Source organism: Caballeronia pedi, assembly GCF_001544915.2.
In the GTDB taxonomy this organism is placed as follows: Bacteria; Pseudomonadota; Gammaproteobacteria; order Burkholderiales; family Burkholderiaceae; genus Caballeronia; species Caballeronia pedi.
In genome coordinates, this window is record NZ_FCOE02000005.1 from 150,579 (window position 1) to 171,592 (window position 21,014).

Annotated in this window: 22 protein-coding genes; 6 read left to right on the top strand and 16 right to left on the bottom strand. The window is 64.0% G+C overall.

Going from position 1 to position 21,014, the window contains the following annotated elements; all coding sequences use genetic code 11:
- The first annotated feature begins 43 nt into the window (after positions 1 to 43).
- Together AWB80_RS09825 and AWB80_RS09830 are read left to right on the top strand one after the other, a co-directional pair.
- Positions 44 to 1,540 carry a succinate CoA transferase gene (locus AWB80_RS09825; protein ID WP_061174453.1) on the top strand — a complete coding sequence of 499 codons (1,497 nt, stop codon included), beginning with the start codon at positions 44 to 46 and terminating at the stop codon, positions 1,538 to 1,540.
- A gap of 123 nt (positions 1,541 to 1,663) precedes the next feature.
- A complete protein-coding gene (locus tag AWB80_RS09830; RefSeq protein ID WP_061174454.1) occupies positions 1,664 to 2,020 on the top strand; it encodes a host attachment protein in 357 nt (118 codons plus the stop codon).
- A 51-nt stretch (positions 2,021 to 2,071) separates the two neighbouring features.
- Here AWB80_RS09830 and AWB80_RS09835 read toward each other — a convergent pair whose 3' ends face one another.
- Both AWB80_RS09835 and AWB80_RS09840 read right to left on the bottom strand, forming a co-directional pair.
- On the bottom strand, positions 2,072 to 3,460 hold the full coding sequence (locus AWB80_RS09835) for an FAD-binding oxidoreductase (RefSeq protein WP_061174455.1): 1,389 nt from the start codon (positions 3,458 to 3,460) through the stop codon (positions 2,072 to 2,074).
- 435 nt (positions 3,461 to 3,895) lie between these two features.
- The gene (locus AWB80_RS09840; protein WP_061174456.1) at positions 3,896 to 8,761 is read right to left on the bottom strand and encodes an NAD-glutamate dehydrogenase; all 4,866 of its coding nucleotides are present in this window, start codon (positions 8,759 to 8,761) and stop codon (positions 3,896 to 3,898) included.
- A 221-nt stretch (positions 8,762 to 8,982) separates the two neighbouring features.
- On the opposite strand from AWB80_RS09840, the gene AWB80_RS09845 reads away from it, so the two are divergent.
- Entirely contained in the window at positions 8,983 to 9,411 is a 429-nt protein-coding gene (locus AWB80_RS09845) for a cupin domain-containing protein (RefSeq protein ID WP_061174457.1), read from the top strand.
- Here AWB80_RS09845 and AWB80_RS09850 read toward each other — a convergent pair.
- Positions 9,405 to 9,899, bottom strand: a complete 495-nt coding sequence (locus AWB80_RS09850) for an LEA/WHy family protein (protein ID WP_061174458.1) — start codon at positions 9,897 to 9,899, stop codon at positions 9,405 to 9,407. The two genes, AWB80_RS09845 and AWB80_RS09850, sit on opposite strands and share 7 nt — an antisense overlap.
- Before the next feature lie 26 nt (positions 9,900 to 9,925).
- Positions 9,926 to 10,441: a metal-dependent hydrolase gene (locus AWB80_RS09855; RefSeq protein WP_061174656.1), complete on the bottom strand. Its 516-nt coding sequence runs from the start codon at positions 10,439 to 10,441 to the stop codon at positions 9,926 to 9,928.
- A gap of 259 nt (positions 10,442 to 10,700) precedes the next feature.
- Here AWB80_RS09855 and AWB80_RS09860 point away from each other — a divergent pair, with 259 nt between their 5' ends.
- Positions 10,701 to 11,207: a M48 metallopeptidase family protein gene (locus tag AWB80_RS09860; RefSeq protein WP_061174459.1), complete on the top strand. Its 507-nt coding sequence runs from the start codon at positions 10,701 to 10,703 to the stop codon at positions 11,205 to 11,207.
- A 17-nt stretch (positions 11,208 to 11,224) separates the two neighbouring features.
- On the opposite strand, the gene AWB80_RS09865 is transcribed toward AWB80_RS09860, so the two are convergent.
- From AWB80_RS09865 to nthA, 5 genes are read right to left on the bottom strand one after another with little or no spacing between them, the layout of a single operon-like run.
- Positions 11,225 to 11,926, bottom strand: coding sequence for a 4'-phosphopantetheinyl transferase family protein (locus AWB80_RS09865; RefSeq protein WP_061174460.1), 702 nt, complete (start codon positions 11,924 to 11,926; stop codon positions 11,225 to 11,227).
- Complete coding sequence (locus tag AWB80_RS09870; protein ID WP_061174461.1) at positions 11,923 to 12,309, bottom strand: tautomerase family protein; 387 nt, start codon at positions 12,307 to 12,309, stop codon at positions 11,923 to 11,925. The genes AWB80_RS09865 and AWB80_RS09870 overlap by 4 nt, the downstream gene beginning before the upstream one ends.
- A gap of 22 nt (positions 12,310 to 12,331) precedes the next feature.
- Complete coding sequence (locus tag AWB80_RS09875) at positions 12,332 to 13,135, bottom strand: nitrile hydratase accessory protein (RefSeq protein WP_061174462.1); 804 nt, start codon at positions 13,133 to 13,135, stop codon at positions 12,332 to 12,334.
- Between the two features lies 1 nt (position 13,136).
- Positions 13,137 to 13,805: a nitrile hydratase subunit beta gene (nthB, locus tag AWB80_RS09880; RefSeq protein WP_061174463.1), complete on the bottom strand. Its 669-nt coding sequence runs from the start codon at positions 13,803 to 13,805 to the stop codon at positions 13,137 to 13,139.
- Complete coding sequence (gene nthA / locus AWB80_RS09885; protein WP_061174464.1) at positions 13,802 to 14,461, bottom strand: nitrile hydratase subunit alpha; 660 nt, start codon at positions 14,459 to 14,461, stop codon at positions 13,802 to 13,804. Before nthA ends, nthB begins: the two co-directional genes overlap by 4 nt.
- Before the next feature lie 124 nt (positions 14,462 to 14,585).
- Between nthA and AWB80_RS09890 the strand changes: the two genes are divergently transcribed.
- Complete coding sequence (locus tag AWB80_RS09890; protein ID WP_061174657.1) at positions 14,586 to 14,780, top strand: DUF1059 domain-containing protein; 195 nt, start codon at positions 14,586 to 14,588, stop codon at positions 14,778 to 14,780.
- A 17-nt stretch (positions 14,781 to 14,797) separates the two neighbouring features.
- Here the strand turns inward: AWB80_RS09890 and AWB80_RS09895 are convergent, their stop codons facing one another.
- The 5 genes from AWB80_RS09895 to AWB80_RS09915 all read right to left on the bottom strand — a co-directional run bounded on the left by AWB80_RS09895 (position 14,798) and on the right by AWB80_RS09915 (position 18,712).
- Positions 14,798 to 15,691 (bottom strand): GNAT family N-acetyltransferase, encoded by an 894-nt coding sequence (locus AWB80_RS09895; RefSeq protein WP_061174465.1) that lies wholly within the window; start codon positions 15,689 to 15,691, stop codon positions 14,798 to 14,800.
- A gap of 136 nt (positions 15,692 to 15,827) precedes the next feature.
- Positions 15,828 to 16,067: a hypothetical protein gene (locus tag AWB80_RS09900; RefSeq protein ID WP_061174466.1), complete on the bottom strand. Its 240-nt coding sequence runs from the start codon at positions 16,065 to 16,067 to the stop codon at positions 15,828 to 15,830.
- Between the two features lie 289 nt (positions 16,068 to 16,356).
- Positions 16,357 to 16,863 carry a cupin domain-containing protein gene (locus AWB80_RS09905; RefSeq protein WP_061174467.1) on the bottom strand — a complete coding sequence of 169 codons (507 nt, stop codon included), beginning with the start codon at positions 16,861 to 16,863 and terminating at the stop codon, positions 16,357 to 16,359.
- Positions 16,864 to 16,883: 20 nt separating this feature from the next.
- On the bottom strand, positions 16,884 to 17,678 hold the full coding sequence (locus AWB80_RS09910) for an alpha/beta fold hydrolase (RefSeq protein ID WP_061174658.1): 795 nt from the start codon (positions 17,676 to 17,678) through the stop codon (positions 16,884 to 16,886).
- Positions 17,675 to 18,712, bottom strand: coding sequence for a M14 family zinc carboxypeptidase (locus AWB80_RS09915; RefSeq protein ID WP_061174468.1), 1,038 nt, complete (start codon positions 18,710 to 18,712; stop codon positions 17,675 to 17,677). Before AWB80_RS09915 ends, AWB80_RS09910 begins: the two co-directional genes overlap by 4 nt.
- A gap of 189 nt (positions 18,713 to 18,901) precedes the next feature.
- Between AWB80_RS09915 and AWB80_RS09920 the strand changes: the two genes are divergently transcribed.
- Positions 18,902 to 19,153, top strand: a complete 252-nt coding sequence (locus AWB80_RS09920; protein WP_061174469.1) for a DUF4148 domain-containing protein — start codon at positions 18,902 to 18,904, stop codon at positions 19,151 to 19,153.
- A 20-nt stretch (positions 19,154 to 19,173) separates the two neighbouring features.
- Here the strand turns inward: AWB80_RS09920 and AWB80_RS09925 are convergent, their stop codons facing one another.
- Entirely contained in the window at positions 19,174 to 20,355 is a 1,182-nt protein-coding gene (locus AWB80_RS09925) for an acyl-CoA dehydrogenase family protein (protein ID WP_061174470.1), read from the bottom strand.
- Between the two features lie 73 nt (positions 20,356 to 20,428).
- On the bottom strand, positions 20,429 to 20,809 hold the full coding sequence (locus AWB80_RS09930) for a nucleotide pyrophosphohydrolase (RefSeq protein ID WP_061174471.1): 381 nt from the start codon (positions 20,807 to 20,809) through the stop codon (positions 20,429 to 20,431).
- Positions 20,810 to 21,014 lie beyond the last annotated feature (205 nt).

Consider the following 21,014-nt stretch of genomic DNA (forward strand, 5'->3'; position numbering starts at 1 on the left):
ATAATCGCCTTCGTTTTAACGAAGCCCTAGAAGATAGACGTCGATGCACGAAGACCGTATTCGCTGTGCCGCCTTGCGCGGAAAGATCACCTCGGCCGCCGACGCGGCGCAACTCGTTCGCGACGGCATGATCGTCGGCGCGAGCGGCTTCACGCGCGCAGGCGACGCGAAGGCCGTGCCACGAGAAATCGCACGGCGCGCTCGTGAGGAAAACGAACCATTGCGCATCACGCTCATGACGGGCGCGTCGCTCGGACATGACACAGATCGCATTCTGACCGAAGCAGGCGCCATCGCGCGCCGCCTGCCCTTTCAAGTCGATACGACCTTGCGCCGCGCGATCAATCGCGGCGACGTGATGTTCGTCGACCAGCACCTGTCCGAGACCGTGGAGTTGTTGCGCGCGAATCGTCTCGGCAAGCTCGATCTCGCGATCATCGAAGCGGCCGCGATCACCGAAACGGGCGGCATCGTGCCGACGACTTCGGTCGGCAACTCCGCGAGCTTCGCGATTCTCGCGGAACGCGTGATCGTCGAGATCAACCTGTCGCAGCCGGCCTCGCTCGAAGGCCTGCACGATATCTGGATTCCCGAGCGCCGCCCCGCGCGCGAGCCGCTGCCGATCATGCGTCCGCATGACAGGATCGGCGTCGCGGCCATCGATATTCCCATCGAGAAGATCGCCGCGATCGTCATCACGGATACGCCCGACAGCGCGTCCACCGTCCTGCCCGCCGACGAGGACACCGCACTGATCGCCGGCCATCTGATCGAGTTTTTTCAGCACGAAGTGTCGCGCGGACGCTTGCCAAAGAAATTGCCGCCGCTTCAGGCGGGCATCGGCACGATCGCCAATGCGGTGCTGTCGGGGTTCGCGTCATCGCCGTTCGAAGCGCTGACGATCTATTCCGAAGTGCTGCAGGACTCCACCTTCGATCTGCTCGATTCCGGCAAGGCCACGTTCGCTTCGGGCGCGTCGATCACGCTGTCGGCGCAGCGGCACGCGAAAGTGTTCAGCCAGATCGACCGCTATCGCGACCGGCTCGTGTTGCGTCCGCAGGAAGTGAGCAACCATCCTGAAGTGATCCGCCGTCTCGGGCTCATCGCGATCAACACGGCGCTCGAAGCCGACATCTACGGCAATGTGAATTCGACCCATGTCGGCGGCACGCACATGATGAACGGCATCGGCGGTTCCGGTGATTTCGCGCGCAATGCGGCCTATGCGATCTTCGCGACGAAATCCGTCGCGAAGGACGGACGCATTTCGAGCATCGTGCCGATGGTGCCCCATTGCGACCACAACGAGCACGATGTCGATATCGTCGTGACCGAGCGCGGGCTCGCCAACCTCACCGGCCTCGCGCCCCGCGAGCGCGCGATGAGCGTGATCCAGCACTGCGCGCACCCGCTTTACCGCGATCTGTTACGCGACTATTACCGCGATGCAGCAGCGCTCGGCGGACATACGCCACATCGTCTCGATCAGGTATTTTCGTTCCATACGCGCTTCGCGGCGAGCGGATCGATGTTGCCCTGAAGCGGCGTCGCGCGCATTATGCTGCGCCGCGAAAGCGAATGGCGCGCGACAACGAAGCCGTTACATGAAGATTAGGCGCACAATGGCGGGAGCCCGCTTGGGCTGGCGAACAGGAGGAGCACCATGAACGCCATCACCTGGGTTCTTGCCGCCGACGGCAGCCGCGCCCGCATCTTCGAGACGCAAGGATTGAAGGTGGAGTTGCGGCAGGTCGAGGACCTCAGGAATCCGGCGCCGCGCACGGCGGAAACAGCAGAGAAGGATCGCGAGAAGTTCGCGCGGACGGTGGCCGAATTTCTCGAAGAGTGTCGCCTGCATCAACGATTCGATCGCTTGCGTCTCGCGGTCGACCCAAAATTTCTCGGCCTGCTGCGCGATCATCTGAGCAGCGAAACGCGCAAGCTCGTCTATGAGGAAATCAGCAACGACGTGTCGAACATGGACACGCGAGATATCCGCCGTCATCTCGACCGGCCTTGATCATCGCTTGCGGCGCGCCGTTTCCCGTCACGCGAAACGGCGCGCCGCGCGTCACGCCGCGGGCGTGATGTTCTGATTGCTGCGGAACAGGTTGTCCGGATCGTAGCGCTGCTTCACTTTGGCGAGCCGCTCGTAGTTCGGTCCATATGCCGCCTTCACGCGATCGCCCTCTTCTCCCGTCATGAAGTTCACGTAGACGCTGCCGATCGCATGCGGCGTCATTGCGGCGAACATGTCGCGCGCCCACTTCGTGCACTTCTCGTCGTCGGCGGCATCGCTCCAGCGGCCGTGAATGTTGATCGTATAGATCGAATCGCGATTCGCGTAGGCCGTTGCATCCACGCTCACGCGGTTCGTCTGCCCGCCCATCGCGCCGATAAAGACCTCGCACTGATTCGACGGCAGCGTCCCCACGGCATTCGTCAGGATATCGAACGTTTCATCGTTGAGCTTCGAGAAGTTGTGCGATTTCCAGTAATTGCGCTCGCCGGGCGTGAGCAGCGGATCGAAGGCCTTTTGCCATGCGGCGAAAGGCATCGGACCAAGATGTTCGCCGTAGGGTGTGCCGAAGCTGCGTATCGGCGCGAGCGCACGTTCGCCGTTTTCAACCGGCCCGACATAACAGCTTGCAAGCACGACGACCGGTTTCCCATGCGCGTCTTCTGGCAGGAACGGCAGCGGCGGCGCGAGCCGCAACACGGCCCATACGGTCAGGTCGTCGGGACATTGCGCAACGAACTCGCGATACTTCGGCAGCACGTCATCCGCCTGTTCGAGCGGATAGACGACGAGACCGCCGTAGATCTCGGGACCGACCTCATGCAACTGATATTCGAATAGCGTGACGACGCCGAAATTGCCGCCGCCGCCGCGCAGCGCCCAGAAGAGTTCGGGCTCGCTTTCGGCGCTGACGCGTCGCCATTTGCCGTCGGCCGTGACGATTTCGGCTGCGACGAGATTGTCGACGGTCACGCCGAACTTGCGGCTGATCCAGCCGAAGCCGCCGCCGAGCGTGAGACCCGCGACGCCCGTCGTCGAGTTGATGCCGAGCGGTGTCGCGAGACCGAAGGCCTGCGCTTCGTGATCGAAGTCGGAGAGCAACGCACCGGGCTCGACATAGGCGCGCTTCGCCTGCGGATCGATCCGCACGGATTTCAGCGCGGAGAGATCGATCATCAATGCGTCGTCGCTGACTGCGCTGCCCGCGATGTTGTGCGATCCGCCGCGAATCGAGACCAGCACGCCATTGCTGCGCGCGAACGCGAGCGCGGCGATCACGTCCGCCGTGCCCGCGCAACGCACGATGAGCACGGGGCGCCGGTCGATGGTCGCGTTCCAGACCTTGCGTGCTTCGTCGTAGTCGGTATCCGACGGTGAGATGACCCTGCCTCTCACCGACGCCTTGAGGGTGTCGATCGCTTCGCCTGAGATGTTCGTCATTGTGAGACCTCGCTGCTATATGACGCGCTGCGACGTGCCCGACCCTGCCAGCTGGTACGGCGAAAGCGCAAGGAACCCGCTAAAGGATCACGCAGGGCATGTCGATCGGATGCACACCGGAGAGACCACGAAAGCGGGGAAGAATTGCGACGATCGGACGCTTCGGTCCGCTTGTTGATTTAATGCCGGGACCTACGCGATGTAAAGTGCCCGACCAGTTAAATCGTGCACGCGATCTAGCATGTATCGGACAAAGTTGCCGGTATGAGCGATTAGCGAATGCAGTGCTTCATGGGTTGCTGTGTATTCCTTATTTAATGATTTTTTTAAGGAAACCATGGTTTAACAGCATGAAAAAAGCGCGCCGATGAACTGGCGCGCTGCACCCGCTAGACATCGCCGAAAACGCGCGATGTCTGACTGAATCTTCTCCACTCAAGCCCGCTCCAGCACCGCCATCTCCCGCACCACCACCAGCAGCATCGAAAGACTCGCGCCGCCACTCGCGCGCAGCTCCGCCAGCAGCCGCGTATACCGCTCGAGCGCCGCTTCACGCTTCGCGCGCCAGCTTTCGACGATGACATCCGGCGTATCGATGCCGCGCGATTGCTCCAGCGCGCTCACCGTCAGCGCGCGCTTTAGCCGCGCGAGCTCTTCCATCGCCGCCGCGCGCGCGAGCAGATCCCAGTGCGTGGCGATCGGCAGCGCCATCGCCCGTTCGGCGATGCCGCGATAGTCGAGCAGCGTGCCGATGCCGAAGTACACGCTCGCGACGAGCTCCAGATTGCGCTCCGAGCACGCCGCCACTTCCGCGCTGTCGAGCACCGCCGTCGCAATCTCGCCGCTCGCGACGCGCGCCGCGAGCGTGCTTTCGACGCCCGCGTCTTCCAGATCACGCCGGCGCGCATACCACGCGTCGAGCTGCGTTGCAGGCAGCAGCGCGGGCAGTTGCGGCGCGAGCCGTTGCGCGGCCTCGCGGCAACGCGCGAGCACGCCCTTCGCCTCGTTCGCGCCCGCGCCGTTATGGTTCAGATGGCGCAGGAACCACAGCGACGTTTCATCGAGCAAACGCACGACATCGACGAACATGCGTGCCTGCACTTCATCCGCGACGATATTGTCCAGGCCGTCGATGCTGCGCCACAGATCGTCGAGATCGAAGACATCGCGCGCCATCAGCGCCGCGCGCACGATATCGCTCGGGCGCGCGTCGGTCTCTTCCATCAGCCGATGCACGAAAGTGCAGCCCACGCGATTCACGAGCGCATTGGTCAGATGCGTCGCGAGGATTTCGCGCTTCAGCGGATGGTGCTGCATCGTGGCGCTGTAGCGCTGTTGCAGAGGCTTCGGGAAATAGTCGGGCAGCATGTCGGCGACGAGCGCGTCTTCGGGCACGTCGGATTCGAGCAGTTCGTCGTAGAGCCACATCTTGCCGTACGCGAGCAGCACCGCGCGCTCAGGCGAAGTAAGCCCCGACTTCGCAGCCGCGCGCTCGGTGATTTCGTCATCGGACGGCAGAAATTCGATCCGGCGCTTCAGACGCCCCGCGCGCTCCAGAAAGCGCATCATGCGCGCTTCGGCATCGAGCGTCTCGGCTTCATGTCGCTTCGCGATCGACAGCGCCTGCGTCTGCGCGTAGTTGTCCTTCAGCACGAGCAGGCCGACTTCATCGGTCATCTCCGCGAGCAGCGCGTTACGTTGCTTCTCGGTCATCTCGCCATCGGCGACGACGAGGCCAAGCAGGATCTTTATATTAACTTCGTGATCCGAACAATCCACGCCTGCTGAATTATCAATCGCATCCGTATTCATGCGCCCGCCATGCTGCGCGAACTCGATACGCCCCAGTTGCGTGAAGCCCAGATTGCCGCCTTCCGCGACCACCTTCGCACGCAGTTCCGCGCCGTTCACGCGCACGGCGTCATTCGTGCGATCGCCGACCTGCAGATGCGTCTCCGCGCTCGACTTCACATACGTGCCCACGCCGCCGTTGTAGAGCAGATCCGCTTCGGCGAGCAGGATCGCGCGCATGAGTTCGTTCGGCGCGAGCACCGACGCGTTGATGCCGAGCGCCGTCTGCACTTGCGGCGAGATCGGAATCGACTTCGCCGTGCGCGGATAGACGCCGCCGCCCGTCGAGATCAGCGCGGTATCGTAATCGGCCCAACTGGAGCGCGGCAGCGCGAAAAGACGCGCGCGCTCCTCGAAGCTTTTTGCCGCATCGGGCGTCGGATCGAGAAATATGTGTCGATGATCGAACGCCGCGAGCAATCTGATATGGCGCGACAGCAGCATGCCGTTGCCGAACACGTCGCCGGACATGTCGCCGACGCCGACCACGGTGAAATCGGTCGTCTGCGTATCGAAGTTCATTTCGCGGAAATGGCGCTTCACCGATTCCCACGCGCCGCGAGCGGTGATGCCCATCTTCTTGTGGTCATAGCCGACCGAGCCGCCGGACGCGAATGCATCGTCGAGCCAGAAACCGTATTCATGCGCGATCGCGTTCGCGTAGTCCGAGAACGTGGCCGTGCCCTTGTCGGCGGCGACGACGAGATACGGATCATCCGGATCATGGCGCACGACATCGGGCGGCGGTACGATGCCATCGGGCGTTCGGTTGTCGGTCACATCGAGCAGGCCGCGCAGGAACATCTGATAGCACGCGACACCTTCGTTGAGAAACGCCTCGCGGTCCGTCACCGGCGGCGGATTCTTCACGACGAAGCCGCCCTTCGAACCCACCGGCACGATCACGGTGTTCTTCACCATCTGCGCCTTCATGAGGCCGAGCACTTCGGTGCGGAAATCCTCGCGCCTGTCCGACCAGCGCAGCCCGCCGCGCGCGACACGTCCGCCGCGCAAATGCACGCCTTCGACGCGCGGCGCATAGACCCAGATTTCGAACATCGGCTTGGGTTCGGGCAGGCCCGGCACTTTCGAAGGATCGAGCTTGAACGAGACATACGGACGCGGCTGGCCGCTTGCGTCGCGATGAAAATGGTTCGTGCGCACCGTCGCGGTGATAACGCCGAGGAACTGACGCAGGATGCGGTCTTCGTCGAGATTCGGCACTTTGTCGAGCGCCGCTTCGATATCGGCGAGCACGCGTTCCGCGGCCTTGTCGCGCTCGTCCATCGCGCCCCCGCGCGCGGGATCGAAACGCACCATGAAGAGTTGCAGCAGCTTCCGCGCGATCAGCGGATTGCCGATCAGCGCGCGCTCGATATATGCATCGCTGAAGGTCGAGCCGACCTGCCGCAGATACTTCGCATACGCGCGCATGATGGTCACGTCGCGCGCGCCGAATTCCGCGCGCAACACGAGGCGGTTGTAGTCGTCGTTCTCGATCTCGCCCGACCACACGCTCGCGAACGCGTTTTCGAAAAGCGGCTTCACGCGGTCGATATCGAATTCCACATCGTCTTGCAATTCGAGCCCGAAATCGTGGATCCACGCATTGGGCGCGCCGGTCGGCTCGATCAGATACGGACGTTCTTCATCGACGCGCACACCGAGATGTTCGAGCATCGGCAGGCTGTGCGACAGCGCGATCGGATCGCCGACGCGATACACCTTGAAGCGGAACGCGCGCTTGCCCGCTTCGATCGGCCGATACAGGCTCATCGAGAGACCGCCGGGGCGCGTGTGCGTCGCCTCGATCAGTTCGATGTCGCGCACCGCCGTGCGCGCCGGATAATCTTCGCGATAACCCGCCGGGAACGAATCGGCATAACGTTGCAGCAGCCGGTTGCCGGCTTCCTCGCCGTGGCTGTCGATGAGCGCATCGGCGAGATCGTCCTGCCAGCGGCGCGCGACCTGCACGATGCGCGCTTCGAGTTCGCGCGTATCGACTTCGGGCATCGCACCCCGGTCGGCACGCACGACAATGTGGATGCGCGCGAGCGGCGACTCCGACAGCAGCGGCGTGAACTCGATGCTCTTGCCGTTGAACGCCTCCATCAACACCTTGCTGATGCGGCGGCGCAAGTCGGTGTTGAACTTGTCGCGCGGCACGAACACAAGGCACGACACGAAGCGGTCGAAGCGGTCGCGCCGCACGAAAAGGCGCGTGCGCTGATGTTCCTGCAAGCGCAGCACGCCGAGCGCGATATCGAAGAGCACGTCTTCATCGGCCTGAAACAGCTCGTCGCGCGGATACTGCTCCAGCACTGAAATGAGCGACTTCGCCAGATGCCCTTTCTCCAGAAAGCCCGCGCGCCGCACGATGTTCGCGCACTTGCGCCGCACGATCGGGATTTCGGAAGTCGGCACGAGATACGCCGTGGACGTATAGAGGCCGAGAAAGCGCCGCTCGCCGGTCACCTTGCCATCGGGCGACGTGCGCTTCACGCCGACATAGTCGAGATAGCCCGGCCGATGCACCGTCGCGCGCGAATTGGCCTTCGTCAGAAAGATGGGCGCCGCGCCTTCGATGATCGCGGCCGCGCCCGGCGGCAGCGGCGTCACGTCGCCCGTCGACGAAGCACGCAAGGTCTCGCGCAGAATCCCCAGGCCCGATCCCGGCACGCCGCGCAACGCAAATCCGCCTTCGTGCCCGACGAGTTCGTAATCGCGGCAACCGAGGAAGGTGAAATGATCCGCGACCATCCATTCGAGGAACGCGCGGGACTCGATGCCATCGGGCGTGGTGTCGCGCGCCTTCAGTTCGCCGATCGCGACGCGCGCCGACTCGGTGACCTTCGGCCAGTCTTCGACCGCCGCGCGCACGTCGCCCAGCACGCGCGCGATGCTGTCGCGCACCTCCTCCAGACGCTCGCCGTCGCTGCAGCGGTCAACTTCGAAATGGATGAACGATTCGAGCTCGGAATGCGTGTCGCCCGCTTCGGCGTGGCCCTGCCCGATGCGCTCGATCTCGCCCGCATGCGCGCCCTTGCCGGCGCGCCACACGCGAAACACCGGGTGAATAGCCGAATGCAACGCGAGACCGAGCCGGTTGAGTTCCATCGTCACGGAATCGACGAGAAAGGGCATGTCGTCGTTGACGATTTCGACCACCGTGTGATCCGAATGCCAGCCGTGCTGCTCCAGATTCGGGTTGTACACGCGCAGCACCTCGCGCCCGCGCACGAACTTCTGCGCTGTCTGCCAGTGCGCCATCGCGGCGCCGTAGAGGTCGGCGACATCGCGGCTCGCGATGTCCTCGACGTCGACCTGCTCGTAGTAATAGCGAAGAAGCGGCTCGATGACCTTGAAGCTGGCTTCCGGCAATCGTGCTTTCGCAAACTCCAGAAGATCGTTGATGAGGTGTTCGACCCGCGCTTCGTTCTTGACCAGCATGGTGTCCTCCCGAGGCTTTCGGTTGCGATGCGGTTGCGGCACGCTCTTCGAATCAAGGAGATTATGCGCCGGCCCGAGGTTTTGTCCGCGAGTCGGCCATGTGCGGTTGCACAACGACGGTGCGCACCTTTACGTTACGTTAGCCGTGCAGCGTGACCTTTGCGCGACATCGGCTTTCGGCTATTGTCGAGAGCGACGCATCGAGCCGAGGGAGGCATTCCATGCAGAACAGCACGCAAGAGTCAGCGCAGCAAACGGTCGTCACGGTGCGGCCGCAGCAGGAAATCGCGACGGTTCAGCGCCTGCCGTATTTCATCGGGTTGTCGGCGGCGACGGCGGGCACGCGCGGCCTCGCGATGCACCTCGTCGTCGTGCCGCCGGGCGGGCATGGCGAGCCGCATGTCCATGTGGGCTACGAAACGGGCATCTACATACTGGAAGGGCGCATCGAGACGCGCTATGGGCCGGGACTGGCGGAATCGGTCATCAACGAGCCGGGCGACTTCGTGTTCATTCCCCCCGGCGTGCCGCATCAGCCGGTCAATCTGAGCGCAACCGAGCCGGCTCGCGCCGTGATCGCCCGCAACGACGCGAACGAAGCGGATCGCGTCGTGCCGTACGATCCGAAGGAAGTCCCGGCGCCTCAGTAGCCGGACGCGCCCATGCCCGGCAGATCGACATAGCCGGTGTCGGAGAAGCGCGCGCCGCCGAACGCGCCGCCCGCGAGCCTGCCGCGCACCGCATACGACACCTTGCTGACGGTGTCGCCGTTCGCGAAGCCGAATGCCTGGCGCGCGACCGAGAACGCCGACACTGTCACTGGCACCGACACGATCGTCTCGCCGAAACGCGGTACCGTGCCGCGCTGATCGCTCACGCCGCTCGCGAACGCGCGGCCGTTGAGGTCGAGATCGAGCGCGACGCCGTCGAAGTCGATCGGTGCGTCGTTCGGGTTCTGCACGCGCAGTTTCACCGCGAAGCGCATTTCGAGCCCCTGCCCTTCGAGCGGCTCGATGCCCGCGACGCTCACGCGCATCGCGTCGCGATTGAAGAAGCCTGCGCAGCCGTCGAGCGCGAGCATCGCGAGCAGCACGGCGAAGAAAAGGATGAAGCGATTGCGCGTGTGGTTCGTTTTCATGACGGCGGGTCTCCTCGCGTTATCGTTCAGAAATGCAGCGCGTTCAGCAGCATGCGCCCATACGCATGATGAAACCAGACATCGTCGATGACGAACAGCGCCGCGGCCCACGCAGCCATCACGATGATCAGATCGCAATGCCCGCTCGTCCACAGCCTGAGCGAATGACGTCCGACGATCCACGGCACGCCGAGCGGATTCGGCCAGTCCGCAAGCAGATGCATGATGCCGCCGCACGCGAAGCCGAACGCGACCGGCGCCGCCGGATGCCGCCCGAGAAAATGATACGAAAGCGCGAGCAGCGCCGCCCAGCCGATGCCCCAGTGCGTGAGCGTGCGATGCGTGATCCAGAGCCTGCGCGCACGCGTCCACCAGGCGACTTCGAGCCAGTCGGGCGCGGTTGCGCCCGCGACGCCGGCCAGCAGCGCAAGCACGCCGGACACCATGTCCGCGCTCGCTGCTGCCGGCGGATGCATCACGACCGCCGCCGCGATGATCCCAGCCGCCCATCCGGTCGCGTGATGCGCCTTGCTCGATGCCATGAATGACCTGCCCTTGTCGCCCTTGCCGAAAGAGCGCGCATGTTCGCACGGCGGACCCACCCGAAGCCGGGCTGAAACATAAACTTACGGAATTGCGCGCATCGAAACACGCTTGTGATCACAACGGCGGCGAGGCGGCGCGGCGTTGACTAGAATGGTTGCTAGATTGCTGCGCAATGCTCGCTGCGGACGCTGCCCGATGCGTCTCACGTCTGTCTGCGCAGCGCGCATTGAACGTATCCATTCGAATCCAGCCGTCATGCAACAACTGAAATACCTGAGCGCCTACCCGAACACGCTTCAGGACAAGGTGCGCCGACTGATCGCTCAGCAACAACTGGGCGCTTACCTCGAAGCACGCTATCCGAACAAGCACGCGGTCCAGTCCGACCGCGCGCTCTACGACTATTGCTCAGACCTGAAGCAGGAATTCCTGCGCGTCGCGCCCGCGATCGACAAGGTCTTCTACGACAGCAAGCTCGATGTGCTGCGTCACGCGCTCGGTCTGCATACCGCGATCTCGCGCGTGCAGGGCGCGAAGCTCAAGGCGAAGAAGGAAATACGCATCGCGTCGCTGTTCAAGGACACCGCGCCGGAGTTTCTTCGGATGATCGTCGTGCATGAGCTCGCGCATCTGAAGGAAAGCGATCACAACAAGGCGTTCTATCGGCTATGTGAGCTGATGCAACCGGGCTACCATCAGACCGAGTTCGATCTGCGGCTCTATCTCACGCATCGCGATCTCATCCGCACCAGGGCGGCGTGAAGTCTTGCTGCGCCGCATCAATATGACCACGCGAGCGCCGCGGCGTATCCTGAAGGCGCGTCGAGCGCGAGCGCGTCGAACGCGCTTGCTTCGCGCGTGAGCGCATAGCGAATGCCGGCGCGCGGCAGAACAGAAAAGCCGCTCATCGTGATGGCCCCGCCGCCGATGCCATCGCCGTGCGCCTTCAACACCGCTTCCTTCACTGTCCAGCAGTCGAAAAATGCGCGGCTTTGTGCGGCTTCGTCCGTCATTGCTTCGATTTCCTCGCGGTCGATGCCTGCGAGCACGGCGGGCGCCAGTTCGCGCCAATGGAACGTCGCGCGCGCTTCCTCGATATCGACGCCCACACGCCGCGCCAGCGATACCGCGATCAAGCCATGATCGCCCGAATGCGACACGTTGAAGTCCGGCGCGTTTGGATGCGCGAGGAACGGCCTGCCCCTTTCATCGGCGTCCAGCACGAGGCTCGCTGCATCGATGCCGGTCTCGGCCGCGAGCACGTAGCGCAGCGCGCAGCGCACGGAGCCGAAGCGGGCGGCGTCCGCGTGACGCAGAAAGCGCGCGGCGCGCGCGCGTTCGCTCGCGTTCATCACCGCATAAGCCGGGCTGTCGAGCGGCATGGCGAAATCGATATCGATCCGCCACACGCGCACGTCGCCGGGCGCATCGGCGGGAAGCGGGATTGGCCGGACGTCGAAGGGAATCGTCGCTTCGGTCATTTGGGTGCGTATTGCGCCTCGCCGTTGCCGAAGGACCAGTTCTCTTTCTTCACTTCGACGAGACTGATGAACACGTCCTCGCGCCGCAGCTTGAGGCGCTCGTGCAGACCATCGGCGATGGCCTTGTAGAACGCGCTCTTTTTGGCGAGATCGCGGCCTTCGTTGAGCGTGACCTGGATCACGACGCAATCGTCGGTGCGGCTAATGCCGAGATACGTGCGGTCGATGATGAAATCGGTCGCGCCATGTTCCGCGACGATCTGAAAGCGATCGTTCTCGGGCACGTCGAGCGTCGCGCGCATCGCCTGGTAGACCACGTCGCCGATGGTGGCGCGATACGCGCTGTCCTTGCCTTTCTGCAGATCGATTCGAACGAGCGGCATGAGCTTCTCCTCGTGGATGGTTTCAACGATATTCCGGATGCAGCAGCAATTGCGGCAAGCCCGCGCGATCGACGTACACGACGGCGTTCTGCCCGAATTCCTTCATCAGCGCATCGGCGCTCGCGTGCGTCGCGCCGGGCACGAACAGACTCGCTTCGGCGACCCAGATGTTCATCGGATCGATGCCCTCGCCGCGCAGCGCGCGCAGCCCCAATTGCCCGACGCGCTCGATCAGCTTGCGCTGCCGCGCCGCGTTTTCTTCGGGCGCGAGCACATGGCCGAAAGGATTGAACGCCGTGACGAACACCGCGCTCTCGGCGTCGTGTTCCGCGAGCAGCGACGCCACCGCGCCATTCTTCACGCCGATCCTCATGTCGATGGCCGGCTGCGCTTCGATCCGGTAGATCGCGGCATGATACGCATCGAGCGTGGCGGCGGGCAGGCCGTGCGTGTGGCCGAGTTCGATCGGCTGGCCGTGCGGCGTCGCGCGCGCGGCCTCGTCCCATTCGACGCGCCGTCGCGCGAGCGTTTCCGCGCTTACACAGCCCTTCTCGGTCGTGAGCCGTTCCAGCGCGCTCAGCCAGTGCGTGTAGTAAGTATCACCGTGATCGGGATCGCCGGACGCCTGCGCGCCCTTGATCGCCACGCTCAGCGCGTGCGCCCACTCCTTCCACGTGAACACGCCGCGCTCGTACAACGCGAGCGTCATCGCGAAAGCCTGCGCTTCCCACGGCGCGCGGAATACCGGGCCGTCATCGTCGAAAGGCAGTTCGGGCAAGGCGGCGCGCAGTTCGTGCAGCTTCGGCTTCGGGTCGTTCGGGGTCATGTCACGCTGCATCGAGATACGGTTCCCAGCAGTCCACGCACACCGACGACGCCGTCGTGTCCGGTCCCCAGAGTTCGGTCGCAGCGAAACGCACGGTATAGAGCCAGTGCGGATGTTCGCCATGGCCGAGCGCGTTTTCATCGGGAAACACATGCGTGCCGCGCACCGCGACGATGCGCCCCGCCTTGCCCCGGCAATAACGCGGCAGACGCGTGTGCGTCGGTGGATTCATCAGCTTCGTGCGAACTTCCTCGCCGACGGCAAAGCGCGCGGGCGATGTCGCCGGACGTTCGACCGGCGAGCCGCGCAACAACGCCGCGCTCACGTCCGCAGCCTTTATCACGCGCACGTCCGGCTTCGCGGCGGCTTGCGAATGGCCGCTCGCGATTTCATCGGCGCTGGCGAGCCCTTTCGTCATCAGGAGCTTCTTCAAGCCCTCGAACCAGATTTCGTAGTAGCTGCTGCCGAGATATTGCGCGGGCGGCAGGCTCTCGCGCGCCGCGCGCGAGGTGTCGATGTTCCATTGTCCCGTTGCGCCCATTGCGAGCGTGACGGCCAGCACGCGCCGCTCCCAGTCTGCATGAAAAGGCGATGCGCCCGGCGCGTCGCACGCGTCGATCTCGACGGGACCGAAGGCCTGCATGCCGCCCATGTCGTGCGCCGCGTTCATGCCGATGCTCCCATTGCCTGCGATGGCGAAAGCGCGAGGCCCGTGCCGATCATCGAATCGCGCGTGACGAGGTCGGCGAGCGCGTCTTCGTCGAGATGGTCGGTGCCGGCGGGACGCGTCGGCACGACGAGATAGCGGACCTCGGCAGTCGAATCCCACACACGCAATTCGACCTGCGCGGGCAACTCGACGCCGAAGTCCTTCAGCACGCCGCGCGGATCGATCACCGCGCGCGAGCGATACGGCGCCGACTTGTACCAGACGGGCGGCAGCCCGAGCACCGACCACGGATAGCACGAGCACAGCGTGCAGACGACCATGTTATGTACGCTCTCCGTGTTCTCCAGCGCGACCATGTGCTCGCCCTGCCGCCCGCTGAAACCGAGCGATGCGATCGCGGCGGTGGCGTCGTCGAGGAGCCACGCGCGAAACGCCGGATCGCGCCACGCCTTCGCCACGACGCGCGCGCCATTGCGCGGCCCGACCTTGTGCTCGTACGTTTCGACGAACACATCGAGCGCCTGGCGGTCGATATAGCCTTTCTCGATCAGCAGCGATTCGAGCGCGCGCACGCGCAGATCCATCTCCGGCAGCACGCTGCCGGCGTGTTCGTGTTCGTGTTCGTGTTCGTGATGATGGGGATGATCGTGGCTCATGGGCGGGCTCGCGAATGGCGCAGACGTCACACGTTACCGGAGTGTGCGCGCGCGTGCAAACGCCGTCACGGCCCGCTCGCGCGCCGCCTATACTTGGATCAGCGTCTCATGTGAGGAGGACGCCATGACACGCAAATATATCGATTGCCGCGAGTGCCCGAGCGACGTGAAGTGCAGCGTCGCGCTGTGCGCGGACAGCGACGACGAGCTGATGGAAGCGGCCGTGCAGCATGCGGTCGCCGTGCATCAGCACACCGACTCGCCCGAACTGCGCTCGCAACTGAAGACCTTCTTCCACGACGGCACGCCGCCGGCCTGATCGCGGCATTTGCGCGTTCAGCCGAGCTCGAAAGTCGTCACGCCGAAGACATTCGCAAGCGGCACGTCCGGCGCCGCTCGGGTGTACATGCGCGCCGTTTCGAAAACGCTCTGCATCGAATGCTCGACGGCGAGCGCGACCGCCGCGGGATTGCTTTCGGGCACGTCGAGAAACACGGTCTCGCCCGGCAGGACGGATACGAGCGCACGAAAGAGCGCGCGTGCGGTCGTTAGATCGTCGGCGAAGAGCGGACCGATCTTGTGGCCCGTGCCGCAGCGACGGATCACGGCGAATCCGCGCAGCGCGTCGCCATCGAACGCGACGAGTGCGCGCGCGTTCGCTTGCGGCTGCGCCAGCCACGCGCGCAGGAACGCGGCGCGCGCGCAGGCGAACATGCGCGTGTCGTAGTCGAGCAGACGTTCGAAGGGAATGTCGAGCGCATCGACGATCGTCACGCCGTCCACTGGGTCTTCGTCCGAAGACGCGACGCCTTCGTAGCGCACATTGCGATACGCCAGCACGAAACCCGATTTCCGATAATTGGGCTGCTGCGCCAGCACGCCGTCGAGCCCGATGTTGCGCGCGCCGAGATAAGCCATGCCGTGGTTCCACAAACGCATGCCGAAGCCCTTGCCGCGCCAGTCCGGACACATGATATAGAGCCCGATGAACCCGAACGCATCGCCATACGCGACCGCCGAGATGCAGCCGATCGGCGCGTCATCCCAGGTGCCGACGAAGAAGCCGTGCGGATCGGCGGCGAAGAATGCGCGGGCGTCATCGAGGCCGGGGTTCCATCCTTCGGTCGCGGCCCACGAAAGCGCGATGTCGACATCGCTCGGCATCATGCGGCGCACGGCGAAGCGAGGGTCATCGGGGATCGCGTGTGACGGACAGGGAACGGACGACATGGGAAGCGCCTTGTCGAATGCAGATGCGTTCAGTGTCGCGCGTTTCTGGTGCAGGGGAAAGATGCTGCGATGGGTGGGAACAACGAGGGGGAGAAGAACTGCGGAGGGGGATCGAGACGGATCTGCGCCGTCCCGATCAGGAATAGCCTTGACGCCGCTCGCCGCGGCTGAAGCTCTGGCGCGAGCGCCAGTCTTCCGAGCGCAACACCTGCTCGCCGTCCTCGCGCGCTTCTTCTTCGGAATCGAAGCCTTCGTCGCTATATGCGACGACCTTCATGCCGCCGCCCGCCGCGCGTTCGACAGTGATGCCCCAATGCCACCCGCCTTCCTGATGAAAGACGTGCAGCGTCGGTTTCGACGATGTGGTCAGTTCCATAAATGCGGCTCCTTCGAGCAGACGCCCGTCATGCTTACCGGCGCCGCCCGATGAAACGCTCCCTGCTACCGGCGCTTGAATATTTGTATGGATGCGCCGTTGCATGAATGCTCGGACGTACCCGCCACGAACAGCATACGCAATGCGATGCTGCGTTGCAACACGAGGTTTCCCTAGGCGTGGTGCGAATGGCACGGCGTCACAAGAATTAACAAGAAAGTCGCCGTTGTTACGTGCAATAGACGCGAGATGTCGGCAACGACCGCTACCTGACAGGTTGATGCCCGATTCACTCCCCGTCCCAGTAACCGAGCGAATCGCTTGCTCGAAAGACGGCGCGCAGGCCTTTGACACCGGGTTCATCGGCGACGAGCACGGCCTGACGGCCCGTATCGGGATACTCGACCACTTCGGGTGTCTGCATCGTGCTGACGGCAAGGTAGCGCAGCGACTGCGCACTCGTATTGACGATCTGATGCGCCGTTGCGGCATCGCCCGGCGGACAGGCGATGATATCGCCTGCGCGGATTGCATGCGTCTCCTCGCCGATGCGCACTTCGCCCTCGCCTTCGATGACGAAGAACATCTCCTCGTTCACGCGATGGTGATGAAACGGAAACGCCCGTTTGCCCGGTTCGAGCACGATCAGGCTGTAGCCCAGTTTCTTCGCGCCGAGCATGCCGCCGATACGCGCGATGCGTGGCGCATAGCGTTCGGCGGCGGGGCCTGTCGGCGCGAATTCGGGCGGCAGCGGTTGCGGATCGATTACATCGAGATTGATGATGGGCGGTTTCATGGCGGGTCTCGTTGTCGATGTCATGCGTTTGTCACTCGAATGTCACGCTCGCGTTCATTTTCCGCGAGCCATGATGCGATTGCGTTGCATGTCCAGTCGGCGTCGTCGTGCGGCAGATCGTGGCCGGCCCACGGATGCACCGCGTGCGCCGCACGCCATTGTTGCGCGATACGCACGGAACACACCGGATCGACCAGACGGTCAGCCGCCGAGGACAGCAGCAACACCGGACAGCGCGGCGCATCGCGCCCCGCGCGAAAACGCGCCGCCGCCGCGAGTTGCCGCAACGCGTTCGCCGCGCTCGCGCCATGCGTGCGCCGCAGCGCAGCCCATTGCGCGATATCCGCATCGCGCGTGTCATCGCGATTGCAGGTCAGGCGATGTATCAGCGCTTCGCATCGCTCCGGTTGCGTCCAGTTCATCGCGATCCGCGCGAGCATCGGCCATGCCGCGGGACGCAATCGTTCGTGCACGCGCGCGAACGGGCGCATGCTCGTGTTGATCAACACAAGGCGCTCGATCTCATCGGGATGACGCGTGGCCCACGCGGTCGCAACCATCGCGCCGAGCGACATCGCGAGCACGCGGCAAGGCAGGCGCAAATTCAGCGCGGCGGCGCGGGCACGCACAGAGTCCATCATCGCGATGACGGATTGCGGCGCAGCATCGGCACGTTCGACGCCATTGCCCGGCAGATCGATGCAGACGAGACGCTCACCCGCATCGATCAGTCCATGCGCGATGAACGATGCCTCGAACGCGCCCCAGTGGCGCGCTTCGCGCGTGAGGCCGCGTAACAGAACCCAATCGCTCACGATGTGCCCGCGCGACGCCACTGTTCGCGCGCGCGTCGCAGCAAGTCTTCGCGGAATTCTCCGGCCGGAAGCCAGCGGCGCGCCGAGAATGCGGCGCGCGTGAGGAAATCGAAGAAGTTCGGATGACGCCGCAGCACGCGCCGCGTGCGGTGCGCCTTGATCGGATTGAAGATGCCGAGGCGCGAGAACAGTTGCATCGGATTCTTGCGAATCCAGCGCCACGAACCGAGTTCGAGCGTCATCGGCAGAAAGATGTTCGGTGCGCGCGAGCGGTCATACGCGAAGTCCCACAAGTCGCCGTGCAGCAGATATTGATGGCTCTGCGGCTCGAATGCGTAGCCGTGATGCGGATACGACTCCTCGAACATCGTCTTCAGCAGAAACATTTCCGGCAGATGCGCCATCTCGCGTTCGGTGCGCGCATACGGAAACCAGATGCTGTCGTCCCAGCCGAAACCCGAGTGGCAGTCGAGCGCAAAGGCGAGCGGGCGCGACATCAATTGCTCCTCGACCACCGACAGCAGCGCCGCGCTCTCCGTTTCCATATGGCCGTCGACGGGCCCGCGATACCACGGCAGCCACGGGCCGATGCGCTGTCCGCCCGCGAGGAACGGCACGCGCCCCTCGGCGCTTTGGGGCGCGTTGCGCATCAGATCGACGCCGTTCGGATTGGCCCGGGTGCGCGCGAACATGCCACCGGGATTCACGATCGGCATGAAGATGAGACGGATCGCGCTCAGTTGCTGATGCAGCGTGTCGTCCCATTCGAGGCGACGCAACAGCGCGCGCATGTATTCGAGCACGAGCTGCGTGCCGATGCATTCGAGCCCATGTACGCCGCCGAAGAAGCCGATCGCGGGCGCTTGCGGATCGTCCGAACCGATCGACGCGGTCAGAAGCGGGAACGCATGCTGGCGCGCGCGCACTTCGCCGATCGTGCTCCACGCGAGACGCGCGCCGCCCGCGATGCGAATCGCGTTCAGCTCGTCCATCTCGGGAAAACTGCTGGTGATGGCAATGCTCGAAGGGCTCATGACCGCGGCCTGTTTTTGTCGTGTATTCGCTATCCCGGACGCCTCGCCGGAGACAGTCGAGTATAGGGCGCAACGTCAGTACACGGCACATGGCATGCACTATGCCCTTCGGCCAAAAACGTCTTCTGCCGTTTTGCGTTCTGTCACCTAGAATGAGATCACCGTGCTGCACGGTATGAGGCAATCGTCATGACATCCATTCCCCGTATCATTCTCGGCGCGCTGGCATTGTGCTGCGCGGCTTCCGCGTTCGCACAACCGCAGGCATCGACCAGCGATCCGAACGCGCCCAAAACCCGCGCGCAAGTCCGGCAGGAATTCCTGCTCTGGCGTTCGGTCGGCTACGACCCGAACGACTGGCTGAATTATCCGGACAACGCGATGCGCGCGAGCCGCATCATCGCGCAACGACAGGCTCGCGGCGAGATCACCGTGCAATGAGCCGGTAATCGAAGCATTCGTCAGGCGGATCGGGCGCGCGGCTTGTCCCCGCGCAGGATGCGTCGTGCGATGCTCCAGCGATGCACTTCCGACGGACCGTCGTAGATCCGGAATGCGCGCATGTCCGCAAAAATCCGCGCGACGACGGTTTCGTGCGTGACGCCCTGGCCGCCGAGCATCTGCACCGAGCGATCGAGCACGCGCCACAACGCCTCCGACGACACCACTTTCGCGATGCTCGATTCGTGCTTGCCGAGCACGCCCTGATCCAGCACCCACGCGCAATGCCAGATGGCGAGGCGCGTCACGTGCAGATCCATTTCATTGTCCGCGAGCATGAAGCCGACGCCTTCGTGCTCGCCCAATGCGCGGCCGAACGCCTGACGTTCCCGCGCATACGCGGCGGCGATATCGTGCGCGCGTCGCGCGGCGCCGAGCCAGCGCATGCAGTGCGTGAGACGCGCCGGCGATAGGCGCACTTGCGCATAGCGAAAGCCTTCGCCCGGCTCGCCGAGCACGTTTTCCTTCGGCACGCGCAAGCCGTCGAAGCGCACGACGCCGTGGCCGCCGGGAAAGCATGTGTCGAGCGAATCCATCGCGCGCTCGATGACGATGCCTGGGCTCGTCATGTCGGCGAGGAACATCGTTGCGGGGCCGTCGGCGAACTTCGCCATGATGATCGCGACCGCCGCGCCCTCCGCGCCCGTGATGAACCATTTGCGGCCATCGATCACATATTCGTCGCCGTCGGGCACGGCGGTGGTCTGCAGCATCGCGGGATCGGCGCCCGCGCCCGGCGGCGGTTCGGTCATGCAGAAGCACGAGCGGATTGCGCCCGCCGCGAGCGGACGCAGCCAGCGCTCCTTCTGCTGCGGCGTGGCGATCGCTTCGAGCAAATGCATGTTCCCTTCGTCGGGCGCGGCGATGTTCAGCGCAACCGGGCCGAGCGGCGAATAGCCCGCTTCCTCGAACAGAATCGCCTTCGCAACGTGATTCAGGCCGAGGCCGCCGAACTCCGGCGAAACGTGACTCGACAGCAAGCCCGCCTCGCGCCCTTTCGCGATCAGTTCGGCGCGCAGCGCCTCGTTCGGACCGTGCGGCGTACAACGCGGATCGCGCTCGAAAGGCACGATCTCCTCGGCGATGAAAGCGCGCACGCGCGCCTGCAGTTCGGTCAACTCCGGCGAAAGCGAAAAGTCCATCGGCAATCCTCCAAGGGGAACGGCTGGAAGCCAAGCTTAACCGCGCGGGCGCCTTACGCGCCAGTGGCTTTGCTTACTCGTCGTATTCGGTGTATTTGCGCGCATCGCCCTTCACCTTGTGCGCTGGATACTTCGACCGGTTCAGCGCCATCTTCTCGATCAGCGCGCGATGCAGATCGACATCGAGCGAATCCGCCAGCATCACGAGATACGCGAGCACGTCCGCCATTTCGTGACTGATGGCTCGCAGTCTGGTTTCGTCGAGTTCCGTCCTGTCGCCGGTTTCGAGCCACGTGAACGGCTCCAGCAGTTCGCTCGCCTCGACGGAAAGCGCCGCGGCCAGATTCTTCGGTGAATGAAAGCGGCTCCAGTCGCGCTCGCGCACGAACTCGCGCAGCATGTCGCGCATGTGGATCAGTTCGTTTGCGCCTTCCTGCTGATTCTGTTGCTCCATGAGCTTTCCTCTGACGGTTCGTTGCGTGCGTTGCGTAGCTTAACGCGATGTCCGGTTCGATTCCCCTCCCGATTCAAACTACGCCTCGCTTATCCCAGATGTCCAGAATTCGCATTGTTCGGTCCGGAATCCGCGAATTCGAGACATTCTGTAAAGCAGACCGTAAACCTCTTGCCCTTCTTAACTACGACTCATAGAATCGTAG